Raw genomic sequence first — 17,882 nt, 5'->3', positions numbered from 1 at the left:
TTATCTCCTATCTACTTCTTCCGAACTTGCTCTCTTCTTAAACTCCGATGGACTCAAATCAAACTGCTTCTTAAAACATACACTGAAATACTTCGCATTATTAAATCCTGTTTGATAAGCAACCTCCGCAACTGTCAGATCCGATTGTTCCAGCAGGTAAGCGCTTCGTTTCAGCCTGATATTCAGAATAAACTCTTTAATAGACATCCCCACAATGTCATTTATCTTTTGGTACAAAATGGTTCTTCCCACATTCATATCAGAAACAAAAGAATCAACTGAATAATCCGGATTAGCAATATTCTGTTCGATAAACTTCATTGCTTTAAGCAAAAGCTCTTCATCCATAGAAGTAATGGTCACTTTCGACGGATCCACCAATAACCTCTTGCTATACATCTCCCTTAATTCCTGCTGATTCTTTAGAATCGTTTCTGTCTGCTGCAGCAGATACTCTATTTCAAAGGGCTTATCGATAAATACAGTTGCGCCGAACTCGAGCGCTTTTACTCTATTCTGGTTCTCATCCCCTACCCCTGAGATCATCACGATCGGAATGTGACTGGTTTTGAAATTTTGACGAAGGCGGCGGCATACTTCAAAACCATTACTGTTAGGCATCATAAGATCTGTAACGATCAGTTGAGGATAGATCTTCTCAGCTTTGATAATGCCTTCCATGCCGTCGCTAGCCGTGTAAACGTTATATTTTTCTGAGAGCCTCCGTTCCAGGTAAGTACGTAAGGCTGGATCATCCTCTATAAGAAGAAGGCTGTTTGCTTTGCGGGCATTCTTAACTACATTCCCAGGCTCAGCCGACTCTAACATGATATCATCAATTTCTGAAATAGTATAGTCATATACATTTCCCTCTATGTCTCCTGAACCAGCTTCCTTTTTAAAAGGAAGCATAATGGTAAAGGATATTTTGTCTGCTTTGTTAAGCATCCAAACCTTTCCTTCAAGGGCGTCGACTAGTTCCTTCACGATAGCAAGCCCCAGACCCGAGCTTCCCTCAAAAGTAGGACGTTGTGATGACAGGCGATTAAAGGATGTGAAAAGAGTAGCAATTTGCTGTTCAGAAAATGCGTCCCCTGTGTTTAACACTTCAATCGAAATGTAGTTCTTTTCCTCACTATCTACGCCATCAGATAGTCTTGTTTTCTCCTCTTCGGTGGATTCGTATATACGAACACCTACATAACCCTTATTCGGGGTATATTTCAGTGCATTAGAGAACAGGTTCGTTAAGATCTTTTCGATGACGTCAGAATCAAATGCCACATATACATGATCCTCATGGGACGCAATATTGGTTTCAATTTCCTTTTTGTTCGCATATAGTTCGAACAATCCAAAAAGGTCCTGAACAAAACTAACCAAATCGCCTCCTTGCGGATTTAAAGTAATTTTCTGACTCTCTATTTCCCTGAAATGGAGCAATTGACTTATCATACGCTGAATACGGGCTACATTTTTCTCTATGAGCTGCATATAACCTGCCGCATGATCATTATTCGCAAGAGTCCCTTTAAGTTGTTTAAGCGGCTCGATGATCAGCGTTAAGGGAGTCTTCAAGTCGTGAGAAATATGCGTAAAGAAATCCGTTCTTGCCTGATTTAATTCGCGCATATTTTGCTCTTTCCATATTTCTAAAGCTAATCTCTCTTTAAACATCCTTTTATTGGTGTAATATCTCATTACAAAGAACAAAAGAGCCAGTGCAACCAGGGTATAAAAAAGATAAGCCCACCAGGAAAGAAAAAAAGGCGGATCCACGTGTAAATGAAGTCTTGATATCTTATCCCCCCATAATCCATCGTTATTGGATGCCTTTATTTCAAACGTATAATCACCGCTGGGAAGATTAAAAAACTGAACGGAATTCTGATTTGCGTTGATCAGCAACCATTTGTTATTAAGCCCAAGCATCCGGTAAGCAAATTGATTTTTATTTGCAGACAAATAGCTGTTTGATGAAAACCTGATCTCTATGTTGGATTGCTGGCCTGAAAGCTCTATTCTTTCTTCCTCCTGGTTTGTTAAACTCGAGATATCTTTAGATAGAGGAGAATCTTTGGTATTAGCTGTTACTGGTGTATTATTCACCAAAAAATTAGTGAAAAACACCCTTGGTTTCTGCGGATTCTTATTCAGGTATCCCGGGTCAAAAAGCAAAAATCCATTCGTCCCGCCAAAAAGCATCTCTCCTTTCCTGGTTTTATAAGCAGATCGTATATAAAAGGACCCGCAGCTGTTCTCCCTGTAAAATCTCGCTTTTTCGAACTTCTGCAATTTGTGGTCATAGTAGTAGAGCCCCTCGCTGGTGCTAAACCAGATATTTTTCGAAACATCATCCTCCAGGATACCGAACACCATTTTGGGGTGAAAGCCATTTCCGCCATTAAAATTGAGATACCTGCCATCTTTCTTTAATACATTTACTCCCTTTCCCAAGGTTCCTACCCATAGATCCCCGTTCGAAGCTTCGTAATAGCAACAGAGCTGATTCGCCGAAAAAGGGCCATCTTTAATAAAATGGTGTTTCAAAACTTTTAAAGTATTGCGGTCGACAATGAATAATCCCTGATGACTGATCAGACGAAGGTTATTTTGTTGATCGATATACAAGGCTTCCACTTCTACATCTAATGGTTTGTTATCTGTTCCGGTAACCTTGATGATCTCAATATCTCTTTGATTATTCCTTTTGTAAAAGAAGGATCTGTCAGGATCTGACATCCACCATGTACCCTGTTTCTCCCTTATGAACTCATATATGGTCAGTGGTCTTCCGGTCTCGGCCGATTGAAAGTTAAGGTCCTTAAACGTTCTATTAATGATGTCATAAGAGGTGATCCCTCCATTAAAACCTGAAATAAGCAAATTCTTTGTTTCAGGGTCAAAACGCAGGCGCTTTATCATATTAGAGTTCAGCGAATTCCCATTTGACTTCATGAAATGGCTGAAAGAATCAGTAGCCCTGTTCCAATAGTTGAGCCCCCCACCCTCAGTTCCGATCCAGATGTTCCCTAAATGATCTTCCTGAAAACTGCTTACAACCGGGTGATTAAGTCCGCCGGGGCTCGGATTGAAGTAACGCACCCGGGCATCGTACAGGGAACAGTATGCAATCTTACCGCCATAGGTCCCAATCCAGGCACCCTGGTCCGGATCCCGGTAAATTGTCCATATTGAATTATTGGGTAAGGAAAACGCATCGTTTAAGTTCATTCTTAAAAAGCTGCTGCTTTCTTTAAGCGGATCATAAAGAAAGAGACCCATCTGCGTAGCTACCCATATGATACCTGCCTGGTCAATAAATATCTTTTTGGCCATAACAGATTGATTTCCTGCAATTATTACCGGGATCTGTTTTCTAACATTTCCTTTACCATCCGTTACATAAACTCCTCCCCGCTGTGTTAGATAATAATAAGAGCCTTTGTATTCAAGACCGTCTATTAAAAGATTCTTTGCTCCTCCAAGAGTCGAAAAAAGCTTTAACAGGCGTTTCTGCGTATCTAATTTGTAAAGAAAGCCGTTTTGTGTAAGGTAAAGACTGCCCTTCAAACTGATCACGCTACTGAAAAACCTTTCTTTAGGTAAAGGCAAAGCACGCAACTTTTTACTGCTTTGATCGTACGATAAAATAGTATCTTCCGAAAGCATATACAACCTGTCATCATCATGCAGCGACACAGAACGAATTTTTCCGGGAACGATCAGGTCAAATGAAAAACGATCATAATTGAACTTCAATAAGCCATGGTTAGTCGCCAGAAACAATCTCCCTTTTTTGTCGGTTACTAATGTACCATAAGCCCATCTATACTTGGGTTGACTTACCGATACCAGCTCGTTCAATTGATAAAAGCTATTCCCGTCATACATGAACACCGCGTCAGGGCCGGTATACCAGATCCGACCCAGGCTATCCTTGGTGATACTCTGTATTCCTCCATAATAAGAAGTTTCAGGCATCACATGAAAGCGGTAACGCGAAATATCAATCGCAAAAACACTTTGAAATATAGAAATGCAGAAGCAAAAAAGGAATAAATTGAATTTGCGTACCCCCATAGGACCCATCGAAGATTGTTAAAAATTTCCTCTTGAATTCAGCGTTATTGTTTTGTTGAATGACCATAATGATAATCAGCAAAACGGATAAATTTCTCCCAATCGTAATCATTCAAATCATGCTTGCCTTCCCGGAAATGATATCCAATAGTTGAGTTGATGATAGGCGAATTAACAGCAGGAAACTCCGGACCTATGGCAGTAGCTTTACGATACAAATTGTATGCTGGAACGGCATTTACCAGCGACAAGTAGGAACCTCTTGGATCGGCCCACCTGTCTTCCACGGCATTTGTTGTATATACCGGTCTAGGGGCTACTAAGGCGATCAACATATGCTGATCTACCGGCAAATCATTTACCTTGTTGCTATATTGCTTATAACTACTAGCGAACCAGTGTCCAAACTGTTTATTGATCAGGCTGATAGTCTCTCCATATTGCCTGCGGGCCAAAGACGCTCCGGTACTTCCTGAACAACTGCTGAACACCATAGCGAACCGCTGATCCAGCGCTCCTGCCCATAAGGATGTTTTTCCACCCCGCGAGTGCCCTACGATTGAAACTCTTTTAGCGTCAATATCTTTATCTGTCTCGAAATAGTCCATCACCCGGCTAGCCGTCCATGCCCATGCACCTATTGCTTTCATTCCGTCATCCCTGGTTAACTGCTCAGGGTAAAGTTGATCGATCACTCCATGCTGATAGCTATCCTTTTTATCCGGCGCAGCATCAGCTACATGAAAACTGGCAATAGCGTAGCCTTTATCAATGATCATCTCAGCAGGCCAGAATGTACTTCTCACCGTACGGTCAGGATCCGTATTTCTCTTACTACGATTATTGATCAGCAAAAAAGCCGGCGCAGGCTTTTTACGTGCATTAGGGATAAACAGTACTATTGGGATGCCTATATGTTTTCCCTTGTTCCAAACTTTGACCATTACTTCCTTTAAGCTGGCACGCCCGTCCATGGCATAGGGATCTTGCCTGGTTAGTACAAACCGGATACTGTCAAAGCTTTCAGGCATTTGCCCATAAACATTCTCTTTAAACAGGGAGATTATTTCAGGTCTCCGTTCTTTTTCCCAGACCTTTTTGTTTTTCACAGTCTTGCCTTCAGTTGTCCGAAGCAGTTGAGGGAGGGTGTATTGAGGAACGTTCGCTTCATCATAGTTGACGATCTCCCCCATAAATGTATCGGTCTTTTTTTGCGCGTTTGCCTGATGAAAACCAAGGCAGAATACAAGACTGTACATACATACGATGCCTGAAAAAAAGAATTTTTCCATTATTCTGTTACTTCGACTCAAGTTTATCATAAAAATACTGCTTCACCAAAGGTTTCTAAAATATTAAGCTGTTGTCCGCAAGGAGAAGACAACAGCTTAATGATACTATGTTGCTATTAATCAGATTTATTGCACTTGCACATCGAGAAGCTTCAGCCATCCGCCGCTGGTAATATCACCGTTAACGGCAAGCTTTATACCTGGCTGGTTTTCCTTTGTCTTATCAACAATGGCTACAGCCCATGAATAAGTTCCGGCTGGTACATCCACCGGAGTTTTGAACTCATAGGATACCGGTGTATCTTTAAGCCAATTCGAAGGCTCGCTGTTATTATCAACCAGCACTTTTTTTACATTGCCCTGAGCATCCAGCAGAGCGAAAGCAACTTTATATTTGTAGTTCCACTGAGGAATGTTATTAGGGCAATATCCCCAGCCTGTATTTCTCCAGCGATGAGTAATAATAGCCTCAGACCCGCTGTTTACTTTCTCAGGCAGATAAACCCGGTCTGGGTACAGCCTGTAACCGCCTTCAGAGACAAAGCGCTGAACCAATGTAAAGCTGTTTTCAAACCAGGACTCCGTCTCTGACCCTGCCCTGAAATCCATCATATTCACATGAGCTTCGGCCGATGCGTCAAACTCTCCAAGTCTTACATCTTCAGGATGTCCTTGCCTGTACTTTTTACTTGAGTCGTTCCAATAGCTGTGAGAGCTAATGATCCAACCTCCTTCCATAATCACCGGGCGTTTAAAGATCCAACCGTTAACAAATTGCTTTTCCCAACTTCCATAATAATCGCTCATTCCAAAAGCATCTTGCCTCAAGCTATATCCTTTATTAATAGCCTTGACCAGCAACTTGTCACTATTGGGATTTGCTGCACCCCAGCTCACCGGATCTCCGATCACACGGTGATAATTAATAACAAGGGGCACCTTATTGAAGGTCCTGGTGTAAAGGTCGGTAATCCAATCAAAAACCTGCTCCTTAACAACTTCTTTCTCATTATCATTTAACTCACCCGGAGCCGCATATACTACATTATGAGCCTCGCCCCATTTACCTAGTCCGTAAGCATCGATGAATGAAGTTTTTACAGGATCATTAAAATCCTTGGCCAGTTCTTCAATAAATTTGGTATAATATTGCTGGAAAATTGGGTCCTGTGGTATTGGAGTTATTCGGGTAGGATAATTAGCATTCTCCAGGTAAGACTTGGCGCCCGCATCAAATACGAACTGAGGGGTGTTCATACCCTGATCTCGTCCGTCAACCACAATACGAAGTGCGATGGGTAAACCTCTGTCCTGCACTCCCTTAATTAATCTACCGAGCCGCGAATTTGGGTCTCTCCAGGTATACACTCCATCGCTGGGGTTCATGGATGACCAGCTGGTACGAATATAGCAAGCAGAAGCATAATCCCGGATCTTTACTCTCTTGCCCAGGTCGGCAACATATATTTCCTTATCCCAGTAAGTCTCATTGGCATCACGTGCGCCATACATCACCCAGCCGTTTAAAGGATTATGTATAACCGAGCTTCTGTTGTATTTTGGTTTTACCAGGGTTCCGGTAGGAACGCCCACTTTGGTATCATCGTCTTTTTTTGTGCAGGCAACTGAATGGAGACACATGATTGCCAACAAAGCAACTTTGCTTATTTTCTTATAATTCAATTTTGTCATTTTTTCTTGATATTTTAAATTTATTTGGAAGAGATATCCTGAAATCGGCCTCATCGTCATCCTGAACTTGCTTCAGGATCTCTTGCTTAAGCCGGTCTTTTGGACGCTATCTTCCCTAAATTCTCACCTCATTTACCTCTTTTCAGCAAGGATCGTCATATTCCTCAGGTCAAATACAAGGAAATTTGTTCCGGTGGGGATCGTGATATATGAATTACGATTTTCTCCTGAAAACCCTCCACCTAAATCATTTACCTTACCTAAAGTGAGAGTAATATCTTGCCTTAGACCCGCGGCAGTCAATGGAGAACTAAATGCGTAAGCAAGGTTCTTGTCATTGTCGTTTCCACCGTAAACGATAAATTTAGCTTTACCCGTCCGGCCGCCGGTATAAACAAGCACCTGCGGATCAGCTAAACTTGGCGTACAGCTCATTTTAATCGGAGCTCCCCAGTTGTTAATAGCGCCATGCATCCACAGATCCGTAACTTCCGTGGTAATAGCTCCTCCGCCACCATTCCAAACAACACTCTTTGGTGTAAGAGCTGTTGCTGGCGAATAGATAGCAGCAGTTGCTTTTTGCATATTAACGACCACACGATATTGACCCGGAGTTTCTATCTTCCAGGCAAACGGAGTTTCCCGCATTTTTATACCTATTGTCTCACCGTCCTGTAACTGATCATTTGCGTCAGCAGAATAGATATAGTTTGTTGCACCTTCGAATTCTACGGGGATCTGCAGATCACCAGCCTCCAGATCAAGAAGAAACGCATACTGGTTTGGATTTTCCAGGGTTTTACTCATCTCAACTTTACTCAATCCAGGTACCGCCGAACCATCGAGGAATACCTTATCGGCATTAAAAACCACAGTTCTAATAGGCTGCACGTTAACTCTTACAGTACGCACTTCTGGCGCCTCAAAGGTAGCCCCGCCTTCCCATTCAGCAATGATGCGAAACTCTATAGTAAAGGGTTTATTTGCTGCCACTCCCCATTTTTCATTTGCCCAGTTCTGTAGCTGCTCCGACGTAAAACTCCTGCTGTTGATACCTTCATCCTCATAGTTCATAATGGCTGTAGCCGAACCAAAATTATTTCCTACCACATCCATTTTAGTAGTATAAGATACAAGATGATCGTCAGAGACTTCTCTTGCCTCTGTCCATGAAAAGGTTATTGCATTATCTTCAAGATGCTCTTCATCCAGAGTGATATTTTCTGCTGAAGCTTTTAACTCCAAACGCTCTTCCACCTTAGGAATGTCCAAAACTTCCGGTTCGCAGGCAGTCATGCAAAGTACCGCAAAAAATAAAGGCACTATTTTATATAAATATTTTACTTTTTCCATTACGTTATTCTTTAGTAAAAATCATTATTCTCTGATGATCTGCTTACCGCTTTTCATATCCCAAATTCTGAGGGAATTCAGCATCACGGTTAGCATCAATGATAGCTTGAGGAATAGGCCATAATGCATGTTCATCCTTAACTATACCCTTGATAGCATCGTTATATGCTCTTACCCGCTCTATATATTTACCCGTACGTACCAATGTAAAACGGCGGGTCTCTTCACCTATCATTTCCCTGATACGCTCATCAAGAAGGAAATCCATGGTCATAACACTGGCATCTACAGTTGATGCTCCGGCTCTTCCACGTACTTCATTGACAGCCTCGGCTGCCTTTCCAGGAAGCCCCTGTCCCAGATAAGCTTCAGCAAGCAAGAGGTACGTCTCTGCCAAACGGAATTTCATTCGGTCTTTGTAGCTTCCAGTTAAGCCTAAGTTTTCCGTACGTCCGTAGAAAAACTTTGTGATAGCTGGAAAAAGAGATTTGGTGGACGTCCATGTTTGGTCAGTTATATTAACTTTTTTACCAAATAAAGCAGTCTCTGCAGGATTATTATAATACCAGTTACGCTTAATATTATAGTTAGAGTTCCGCATATCTGGATTGGTAAAAATTCCAGGAATATTTCCTGTCGCATTGGTGCCGGCAGTTCCAACCCACCATTTCATCGGGACCAGTTGTGCCAAACCGCGACCACCTAAAGTATCTGCCAAAACAAAGCCTCCAATATCTTGGTATTTAGGGTTCCATGCCCGGCGTGTCCAATCGTCAGAATTAGTACCTCCACCAACGGTGTTAAACTGAAATTGCAAAACAAAGATACTTTCCCTGTTACCAGACTTCCGGTTTTGGTTATTCTCCAGGAACATGTCACTGAAAGCGTCGCCTGGCTTATCTTTGTTTACGCCAAAGCGTGTTTTCATTAGCCCATAATAACCACTATTAATGACAGCTAAAGCAGCTTGTTCTGCAAGTACATATTCTTTTTGCAGCAGGTACATTTCGCTCAATAAATGATATGCAGCCCATTTGGTGAGTTTTCCATCCAGAACCTGTTCAGGGTTGGCAGGAAGATTTTCTGTAGCAAATTTCAAATCCTCTACGATATGGCCTAATACCTCAGCTTTGGGCGTACGAGTGAAATTTAGCTGAAAATCGTACAGAATCGTCTCTACATATGGTACATCGCCGTAAAGATAGATTAGCGTACGATAAGCATATGCTCGAAAGAACCGGGCCTCGGCCTGGAAACGCGCCTTATCTGTGGGATTATCCCAGTTGGTGTTTTGTTCTGAAAAAACAAGAATTTCGTTAGCGGAAGCGATAAGGCTATAAGCCCAGTTCCAGAATGTCCCCACAAATCGGGTTTCTGAATTCATTGTCAGGTTGGCGAACGGGATCAGCGAGCCGTCGCTTGCTGGCGCATCTGCAATATCTGTGGCAACTTGTAAAGCTTCATAAGGACAAGCAGCATTGTGAATGTAAGCACCACCTTCGCCATAAGTGTTATATTCTGAACGCAACAGTGAATATAGCCCTGCGCTACCTACCTCAAAACCGTAAGTACTCGTAAATGTATTACTTGGCGCCAGCTCTGATTTTAAGTCTTCCTCCAGGAAACGTTCGCATCCACTGAAAGAAAGCATCAATATAACCGCCAAACTGGTTTTTATAAAGTTTTTCATTTTCATATCTTTCTGATCTAAAAAGTTAAATTCAATCCTAACATATAAGAGCGTGCAGTTGGATAGGAAGCCATCCAGCCGTTGTCATAGTTGAGCACCTGTCTTGTGTTAGAAAAAGTGTGTAGATTATTTACACTTAGGTTAAGATCAATGGCACTGAAACCAACTTTGCCTGCGGTTTTCTGACCAAACCTATGACCAAGCGTAATATTCTTAATCTGCACGTAAGAAACTTCCTTATAATAACCATGGCCAAAATTATTATCATAACCAGGTGAAACTATGTCTGCGTTCTGGTTCTCAGGTGTCCAATAGTTGGCGCCATGCACATAATTCGTTATCCCAAAGGTCCACGACGCCATATTTGCAACATTGTCTTCGCTCCAATCTCCAAATACGCCATTAACCAGGCAGGAAAGATAAAAATTCTTGTATTTCAATCTGTTGCCTATAGATGCGGTGAAGTTAGGTCTTTGGGATCCGATAACTTTCCTGTCCTTAGTATCTATATATCCGTTTCCGTCTACATCCTCCAGTTTAGCTGAACCGGGAATGGCGCCTGCCTGAATCTCGCGTACAGTTCCGTCGGGGTTAGTAAGTTGAAATTCATCCCCTTGTTTCCAGACCCCTATCATATTGTAGTCATAAATGACCCTCAAAGGCTGGCCTATAAACCAGTTGTTGGTGATATCATCTACTCCGTCTCCACGCAGCTCAATGATCTTATCACGGTTCAGGGAAAAATTAAGATTAGAACTCCAGCGGAAATTCTTTTTGTCAATATTAACCGAGTTTAAAGCGATTTCAATACCCTTATTACGTACCTGTCCGATATTGTCCCAGATTCTGTTATAGCCATTCATAATAGGTACAGTACGGATCATCAACAGGTCGTGTGTATTTGATAGGTACATGTCGACGCTTCCGCCGAAACGATTATTAAATAATGAAAAATCCAAAGCGGCGTTAGCGGTATAAGTCGTTTCCCATCTGAGGTTGGGATTACCAATCCCATTTCCCGCAAGGTAGGCCGTATTGGCTGCGTTACCGGCATCGCCCCATATATACTTCACACCCGAGTAAAGACGATCTAATGTCTGATACGGACGAATCGCCTCATTGCCATTAGCTCCATAAGACACTCTCAGTTTAAGCATATTTACCCAGTCTGCTCTGTCTTTTATAAAATTCTCCTCACCTATATGCCATGCAAGGGCAGCAGAGGGGAAAAAAGCATACTTATTATTTTTTCCAAACACCGACGAACCATCTCTACGAGCGGTGATCGTTGCCATGTACTTACCCTTAAAGGCATAATTCAGACGGAGCATATAGGAGAGCATTGCCTTTTCTTCCAGGTCGGAATTTGGAGTCGAAACATTCTCCGCACCTTCCATCATGTTATATTCGTTGTCATCGGTCACGAAATTTGTCCCGCTTAGAGAAGAACTGAAGTTTCTACTCTCCTGCATACTGAATAATCCGGTTGCATCAAAGCGATGCTTGCCGATCTCACGCTCGTACTTGAGTATGTTCTCCCAGGTATAATCATTATAATGCCCGTTATTAACACTTCCTCTGCCTCCTACCGTTTTTCCTTCAAAAGTATTTTTTCCATAATAAGTGCCCGTAAAGGAGCTTCGGTAATTGTATCCGTAGTTTGACCGGAACGATAAGCCTTTCACAGGCAACAGTACATTCGCATAAGCACTTAGGAAAAAGTTACGGTTGGTTCTATCCTGCACGGCATCTACGTTGCGCATAGGGTTAGCTATGAGATTATACTCCATCGGCTCAGGAACATAGTTACCATTTTCATCTGTGTATTTTCCAAAAGGACTCTGTTTAATCGCATGCTCTATATTTGGAGTAATGCCACCGTCTTCTCTTTGAGAGAATTGTGTTCCGATACCTGTGGTCAACCATTTATTGAAGGTCTGATCGATATTCGCTGAAATTATGGTACGCGAAAGTTTCGAGTTGAGGACCACTCCCTCCTGCCCCAGAGAAGAAATAGCAGCCAGATACTTAGTACTCTCTGTTCCTCCGGAGATACTTGCCTGATGATCCATTGTAAATCCCTTCCGGAATATATAATCTTGCCAATTGTGTGTAATTCCCTTTTGGTACATTTCACGTTCAGTAAGACTAATAATGCCTCCCGCGATAGGATCGAGCCCATCACTGGACCGCCCTTCCTTTAAACGAGCAATATCTCGCTGAAAGCGTATAAACTCATTGGGTCCCATTACCTGGATGTATTGCATAGGTTCCGCGACGCCAAGCTGCCCCCTATAGGACACTTGTGGCTTACCTAGCTTGCCTCGCTTGGTCTGAATAAGTATTACCCCATTCGATCCGCGGGCTCCGTAGATCGCTACTGCCGATGCATCTTTCAACACACTCATGGTTTCGATGATGTTGGGATCAAGATCTTGTAGCGAACCACTATACGGAATTCCATCCAGAACGATCAAAGGGTTATTAGGTGCAGACAAGGAATTTTCACCACGAATCTCCAGTGTTTGATCTTGTCCTGGCGCAGCATTACCCGTTGTAATCGTAAATCCAGCAACCTGCCCAATCAAACGGTCCATTAAATTGGGAGTAGAAACCATATTGATTTGCTCACTGCCCACCACTGTTACCCCCCCCGTCACATCCTTTTTCTTCGCAGTACCATATCCTACCACCACTACTTCATCAAGTACCTTATCTCCGGCCATGGTCACATTCACAACTCCAGAGGGACTAACTTTGACTTCCTGGCGGTTGAAACCTACGTATGAAAAAACCAGGGTTGCCGACGGAGAAGCTTGTAAGGTGTAATTTCCGTCGATATCCGTTGAGGTTCCTGAGGTGGTGCCTTTCACAAGCACTGAAACGCCGATCAAGGCCTCTCCTTTCTCATCAGTAACTTTTCCTTTGATTTTAATTGGATCTTGCTGCGCATAAATGTCACTTACCGTCAGTAAGAGCATAGCAACAGCCATTAAGCAGCTTTTCAGCTGTATGTGTATTTCTTTAAGCATTTAAAATAGATTATGTAAGGGTTAACTTTAAAACATTTACATTTCATCTTCATTCTATGTCAGATCTGAAGACAATTCGGTGTGAATCTGATTAGTAATCTTCTATAGGCATGAGAATTTGTAGTTTAAATTTCTTTCTGTTAAGTTGGAAGGGGTTGCGATTATTTTCGGCTTTATGATTGGCATGTCAAAGCGATAATAATTTTTCGACTTTGAGTTGTGCAGCTTCTTGGCGATATCTGCAATTACTACTTGAAAACACTTCATAATATTCGGTTTAAATTGGCGGTTCGCTGTAGCCGGAATCCGGATTCAACGCCCACTCGCTGGTTTAAAATTTGTTTACGTTAATTGGTGCTTGCCAGGCTTCTGCCCTTTTTGCTGTAACAAAACTATATACAAAGGCATGTTTAGAGGGTTCGTTTTCGTACGGAAATGGTTCATTTTTGTACAAAGAAGGCTTTTTATGGAATTTTTACCTTTTTAGACATCTAAAGCCGGCCAGTTTCTATAACTAAGGTTTTGTACTTATTACATTGTCCATTGCTACAGTACTATTAGCCTGTATATCGATCGCTTCTCCATCGCCTGTATATAGAATATCCCTGAAACTAGCGTCTGATATCCCCCTGGCCTTGACAGGCAAACCGGTAATTATATTTCTTACAAAAAGTCCCTTTATATTTCCGGCATGTTCAACAACCAGGCCCTGGTTTGATAAAGGGCTGATTACCATATTCTCTATAAAAACATTTCTTATTCTAAGTTTTCCAACCGGCATAATGCGGATTGCACGGTGTGAAATAGAATAGAAATCCTGCCAGTTCTGAAGATATACGTTTGAGATGTTATCTTTTTCGCCGCCATATATAGAGCCACTTACCACATTGACATTTTCCTCACCTGCTCCCACCCCCGTGTCAGTCAGTCCGATATTAATAAAATCATCTCCGCTTTTGCCTCTGCAATTATCTATGATTATGTTTCTGCATCCGAACCGCACTCCCAATCCATCCTGGTTCAGGAGCTGCCTGTCGGCTCCAGCAACGTTAACGGCTTGCCTGACATCTAAAGTGATGTCCTTTACCTTGCCATTTGTACAACGTTCTAACACTAAACCATGAGCATGGTAGTCCTTCAGCTTAATACCGCTTATCTCAAAAGCATCGACATGAGCAAGTATAATAGCGTGATTACGCCACCCGCCTTTCTGGTTCTCTCCACTTTTACCGGCGTCGCTTCCATAAGATTGTCCGAATCCTTTAGGATCTTTGGACAAGGTCTTATTATGATCTCCCGTAGAGCGCGGATTGCTGGCACCTTCCAATAAGACGTTGCCCCTGCCCGTTATTTTAATGTTGCTTAAAGGCTGGACAGTACTGATGCCCAGACCCGCGTTTGCAGAACGGATAAAATTATCCCTGCACTTATCCGATAATTTGATCTTGCAATTATTCAGTTCAAGCTCTATATCACCCGGCAACAGGATTGCTTGGTCTAGCAGCCAGACTGTTGTTTTTTCTACAACGTCATACCTCGGAATAATCACTTTTCCGGTCGTACGCTTTGCCTCATCTACTGCCCTTTGGATCCGTTCGCTCTGGGTACCGCGTTTGTACATATTCGGACTGGTATAATCCAGATCATTTTTTGCACCTCTAGCTACTAGCGTAAAACTGTGTATTAATAGGATGCAAAGCATCAAATAAATTCTCCCTTGACTCGCCATTCTTTTATCGACCTACTTCTATTTTTACCTTCTTATCCTTCACAATAACATAATAGTCGCCGTCCTCAACATACTTTTTGCCTTGATTACTAACGAACCCGAAATCTCTTTTCACATCGATTTCAAAACGGAATACCTTTGTCTCACCTTTTTTGATCAACTGCTTCTCAAAATATTTAAGCTCCTTAACCGGGCGGGAAATAGTGCTTACCGGATCAGATATAAACCAATGCACAGTCTCCATTCCATCAGTATCTCCCGTATTTTTTACCGGTACCTCAACTGCGATCTTTCCGTCCGGCCTGGCTTTCAGCACCGATGCTTTTAGCTCTCCGTATTCAAACGTGGTATAGCTCAAACCATGACCAAAGTCATACAAAGGTGTGCTCGGAATATCCTGGTATTTTCCCTGGTGCGGCCTCGCGCTTTGACGATGATTATAATAAATGGGGATCTGGCCGGTTGAGTAAGGAAATGTCATGGATAATTTACCTGATGGATTCACCCTTCCGGAAATAACGCCCGACACAGGTTTACCTCCAGGAATTCCTGGCTGCCACATGGTTAAAATAGCATCGCAGACAGGTTCAAGTCTATTCAACTCTAAAGGACGTCCGCTGGAAAGAACAAGGATCAGGGGCTTACCCAATTTTTTAAGTTCCATTAACAGCTCTTCCTGTATTTGCGGCAATGCAATGGTAGAGCGCGACGCATTCTCACCGCTCCATTGGGCTTTCTCACCTAAACAGATAATAATAGCATCGGAAGATGCTCCAACTTTTTTTGCCTCTTCAAAACCTGATCTGTCATTCCCGTCAAAGTCACAACCCGCAGCCTGCATTACCTGGGCTTTGCCTTGGAAATCTTTTTTCAAAGCTTCGTATACGGTAGTTGCGTCCTCCGCATTCCCCTGGGCTCTCCAGGAACCAAGTAAATGCCACTTGCTGTTAGCCATCGGACCAATCACAGCAAGCTTTGCAACACCCGACAAGGGTAGCGTTTTGTTTTTATTCTTCAACAACACGATAGATTCCTCAGCCAGGCGCTCTGCTATCGCTAAACTCTTCGGCAAAAGAAACCGCTCTTTTTCTTTACTTACCTGGGTATAAGGCCTGTCGAAAAGACCTAAACGAAATTTTACTCTTAATACACGCTTTACCGCATCATTTAGCATATCCTCAGACACCTTTCCTTCTTTCACTAAAGCTCCCAGATGGGTATCATAGCTCTTGTTCATCATATCCATTTCTACTCCGGCTGTGAATGCTTTCAATGCAGCTTCTTTCTTGTCTTTAGCCACACCTTGCGGCCTGAGCTGTTCGATAGCCCCCCAGTCAGACACCACGAATCCATCATGCCCCCAGCGTTCTTTCAGTACATCTCTCAAGATATAGCGGTTGGCTGTTCCTGGTGTACCACTAATATCGTTGAACGAACTCATCAAAGTCGCCGCCCCGGCTTTTACGCCCTCCAGGTAAGGAGGCATATAAGTATTCCAAAGCGTCTGATCCGATATTTCGGTATAAACATAATCACGCCCCGCTTCTGAAGCACCATAACCAATATAGTGTTTAAGGCAGGCGGCAACCCGCGCCGGATCTGACAGATCATTTCCCTGATAACCTTTCACAGAAGCTACACCAAATACCGCATTCGTATAAGGATCCTCTCCATAACCTTCGGCTACCCGGCCCCATCTGCCATCACGGGCCACATCGATCATAGGTGAAAATGTCCAGTCAACCCCCGACATCCTTGCTTCCTGCGCAGCAACCGCACAGGCTTGTTCTACCAAAACCGGGTTCCATGAGCAGGCTTGTGCTAAAGAAATGGGATAGACGGTGCGGAATCCGTGGATAACATCATAACCAAATATGATGGGAATACCCAGTCGAGATTGCTCCATCGCTTTTTTCTGAACCTTGTTACGCAGACCGGGGTCGCTGCTGAAATAGATCAATGAGCCGATTTCTGCCGGAATATCATTTACCGGATCTGCCATATTATTGGCATTATCGTTTCTGCCCAGGGTATACTGGTTTAGTTGCATTACCTTTTCTTCCAATGTCATACGCGACAACAGATCCTGGACCCGGTCTTCTACTGCTTGCTTAGCATCCTTGTATAGCGGGACGTCTTTTTTCCTTTGACCATATGCTGCTGCGCTCAAAAATAGGGATAAGAACAAACAGGATATCTTAGTATATCTATTCATTGTCTTTTATTAAAGCTATTTATTTAATTAAATACCGGTTCATCTGCAAACCCAACCGTATTCTGAGAGTTGTTTTTCAATTCAAAAATGACGATCTCGTTTTTATCTTTTCTAAGGATATCTGCTACCACCTGAATAGATTGCAGCTTTTCTTTTTCCCAGTATGAGCCAATATATTGTCCGTTAATCCATACTTCTCCCATTCCCCAGCCTGCCATATTAAGATAGGTATCTTTAACATCACTCACGTTGAAGAAACCTTTGTGAAAGCCGGGAAGCGCATTCGACTTTTTAGAGTGAAACTTCAGATCCTCAATTTGCAGATCTCTGACCTTTAGCGGAGTGATCTTCCAGCCAACAACCTCTTCCCCATCAACGGTGACCCGGCCAAACAAACCTTTTGAGTTATCTAAAATTTCAGGTCCGTAGGTTATGCGGCCAATATTTTCGACGTATATCCGCAACAAGTGTTTGCCCTGAGCTGTATTCAGAGTGATCTTCCGTTCATCGTTGGTTATTGATCCCTGCACAATAGTATCAACATATACTGCAGCGAAATCCCGCACATTTTCAAGTTCTAATACGGCGTCTTCAGATTCGACGCTTATTTGGGCCTCATATAAAACATACCCAAACTCTACATCTATCTCATTAAACGGCAGTAGATTCTCGGATATAACCGTACTTCCATAAATCTGGTCTAAGCCAGCCGTCGCAGACATTTTTATCTGTTGTGCATAAATAAAAATGCAACTAAAAACCAAGCCGGTCATTAGAAAAATTCTTCTTCTCATAA

Annotated in this window: 9 protein-coding genes; all 9 read right to left on the bottom strand. The window is 42.6% G+C overall.

Annotated features, from left to right (window positions below; translation table 11 throughout):
• The 9 genes from J3P37_RS04140 to J3P37_RS04100 all read right to left on the bottom strand — a co-directional run bounded on the left by J3P37_RS04140 (position 1) and on the right by J3P37_RS04100 (position 17,880).
• Positions 1-3,984 (bottom strand): hybrid sensor histidine kinase/response regulator transcription factor, encoded by a 3,984-nt coding sequence (locus J3P37_RS04140; RefSeq protein ID WP_256009738.1) that lies wholly within the window; start codon positions 3,982-3,984, stop codon positions 1-3.
• A 143-nt stretch (positions 3,985-4,127) separates the two neighbouring features.
• Positions 4,128-5,375: a glucuronyl esterase domain-containing protein gene (locus tag J3P37_RS04135; RefSeq protein ID WP_256009737.1), complete on the bottom strand. Its 1,248-nt coding sequence runs from the start codon at positions 5,373-5,375 to the stop codon at positions 4,128-4,130.
• A 126-nt stretch (positions 5,376-5,501) separates the two neighbouring features.
• Positions 5,502-7,067 (bottom strand): DUF4832 domain-containing protein, encoded by a 1,566-nt coding sequence (locus J3P37_RS04130; RefSeq protein WP_256009736.1) that lies wholly within the window; start codon positions 7,065-7,067, stop codon positions 5,502-5,504.
• Between the two features lie 132 nt (positions 7,068-7,199).
• Positions 7,200-8,420: a SusE domain-containing protein gene (locus tag J3P37_RS04125; RefSeq protein WP_256009735.1), complete on the bottom strand. Its 1,221-nt coding sequence runs from the start codon at positions 8,418-8,420 to the stop codon at positions 7,200-7,202.
• A 43-nt stretch (positions 8,421-8,463) separates the two neighbouring features.
• A complete protein-coding gene (locus tag J3P37_RS04120; RefSeq protein WP_256009734.1) occupies positions 8,464-10,110 on the bottom strand; it encodes a RagB/SusD family nutrient uptake outer membrane protein in 1,647 nt (548 codons plus the stop codon).
• Positions 10,111-10,127: 17 nt separating this feature from the next.
• Positions 10,128-13,142 (bottom strand): SusC/RagA family TonB-linked outer membrane protein, encoded by a 3,015-nt coding sequence (locus J3P37_RS04115; RefSeq protein ID WP_256009733.1) that lies wholly within the window; start codon positions 13,140-13,142, stop codon positions 10,128-10,130.
• A gap of 514 nt (positions 13,143-13,656) precedes the next feature.
• On the bottom strand, positions 13,657-14,871 hold the full coding sequence (locus J3P37_RS04110) for a glycosyl hydrolase family 28 protein (protein WP_256009732.1): 1,215 nt from the start codon (positions 14,869-14,871) through the stop codon (positions 13,657-13,659).
• A 4-nt stretch (positions 14,872-14,875) separates the two neighbouring features.
• On the bottom strand, positions 14,876-17,086 hold the full coding sequence (locus J3P37_RS04105) for a glycoside hydrolase family 3 N-terminal domain-containing protein (protein WP_256009731.1): 2,211 nt from the start codon (positions 17,084-17,086) through the stop codon (positions 14,876-14,878).
• A gap of 23 nt (positions 17,087-17,109) precedes the next feature.
• Positions 17,110-17,880 carry a glycoside hydrolase family 35 protein gene (locus J3P37_RS04100; protein ID WP_256009730.1) on the bottom strand — a complete coding sequence of 257 codons (771 nt, stop codon included), beginning with the start codon at positions 17,878-17,880 and terminating at the stop codon, positions 17,110-17,112.
• Positions 17,881-17,882: the final 2 nt, after the last annotated feature.

It is taken from the genome of Desertivirga xinjiangensis, from assembly GCF_024436435.1.
Lineage (GTDB): Bacteria > Bacteroidota > Bacteroidia > Sphingobacteriales > Sphingobacteriaceae > Desertivirga > Desertivirga xinjiangensis.
Note: the sequence above shows the minus strand (reverse complement) of the source record. Positions and strands in the feature narration are given on the sequence as shown.

Excerpts from the sequence above, each read along its gene's own strand:
- J3P37_RS04140 (WP_256009738.1), bottom strand. The coding sequence starts at position 3,984 with ATGCCTGAAACTTCTTATTATGGAGGAATACAGAGTATCACCAAGGAT.
- J3P37_RS04135 (WP_256009737.1), bottom strand. The coding sequence starts at position 5,375 with ATGGAAAAATTCTTTTTTTCAGGCATCGTATGTATGTACAGTCTTGTA.
- J3P37_RS04130 (WP_256009736.1), bottom strand. The coding sequence starts at position 7,067 with ATGACAAAATTGAATTATAAGAAAATAAGCAAAGTTGCTTTGTTGGCA.
- J3P37_RS04125 (WP_256009735.1), bottom strand. The coding sequence starts at position 8,420 with ATGGAAAAAGTAAAATATTTATATAAAATAGTGCCTTTATTTTTTGCG.
- J3P37_RS04120 (WP_256009734.1), bottom strand. The coding sequence starts at position 10,110 with ATGAAAAACTTTATAAAAACCAGTTTGGCGGTTATATTGATGCTTTCT.
- J3P37_RS04115 (WP_256009733.1), bottom strand. The coding sequence starts at position 13,142 with ATGCTTAAAGAAATACACATACAGCTGAAAAGCTGCTTAATGGCTGTT.
- J3P37_RS04110 (WP_256009732.1), bottom strand. The coding sequence starts at position 14,871 with ATGGCGAGTCAAGGGAGAATTTATTTGATGCTTTGCATCCTATTAATA.
- J3P37_RS04105 (WP_256009731.1), bottom strand. The coding sequence starts at position 17,086 with ATGAATAGATATACTAAGATATCCTGTTTGTTCTTATCCCTATTTTTG.
- J3P37_RS04100 (WP_256009730.1), bottom strand. The coding sequence starts at position 17,880 with ATGAGAAGAAGAATTTTTCTAATGACCGGCTTGGTTTTTAGTTGCATT.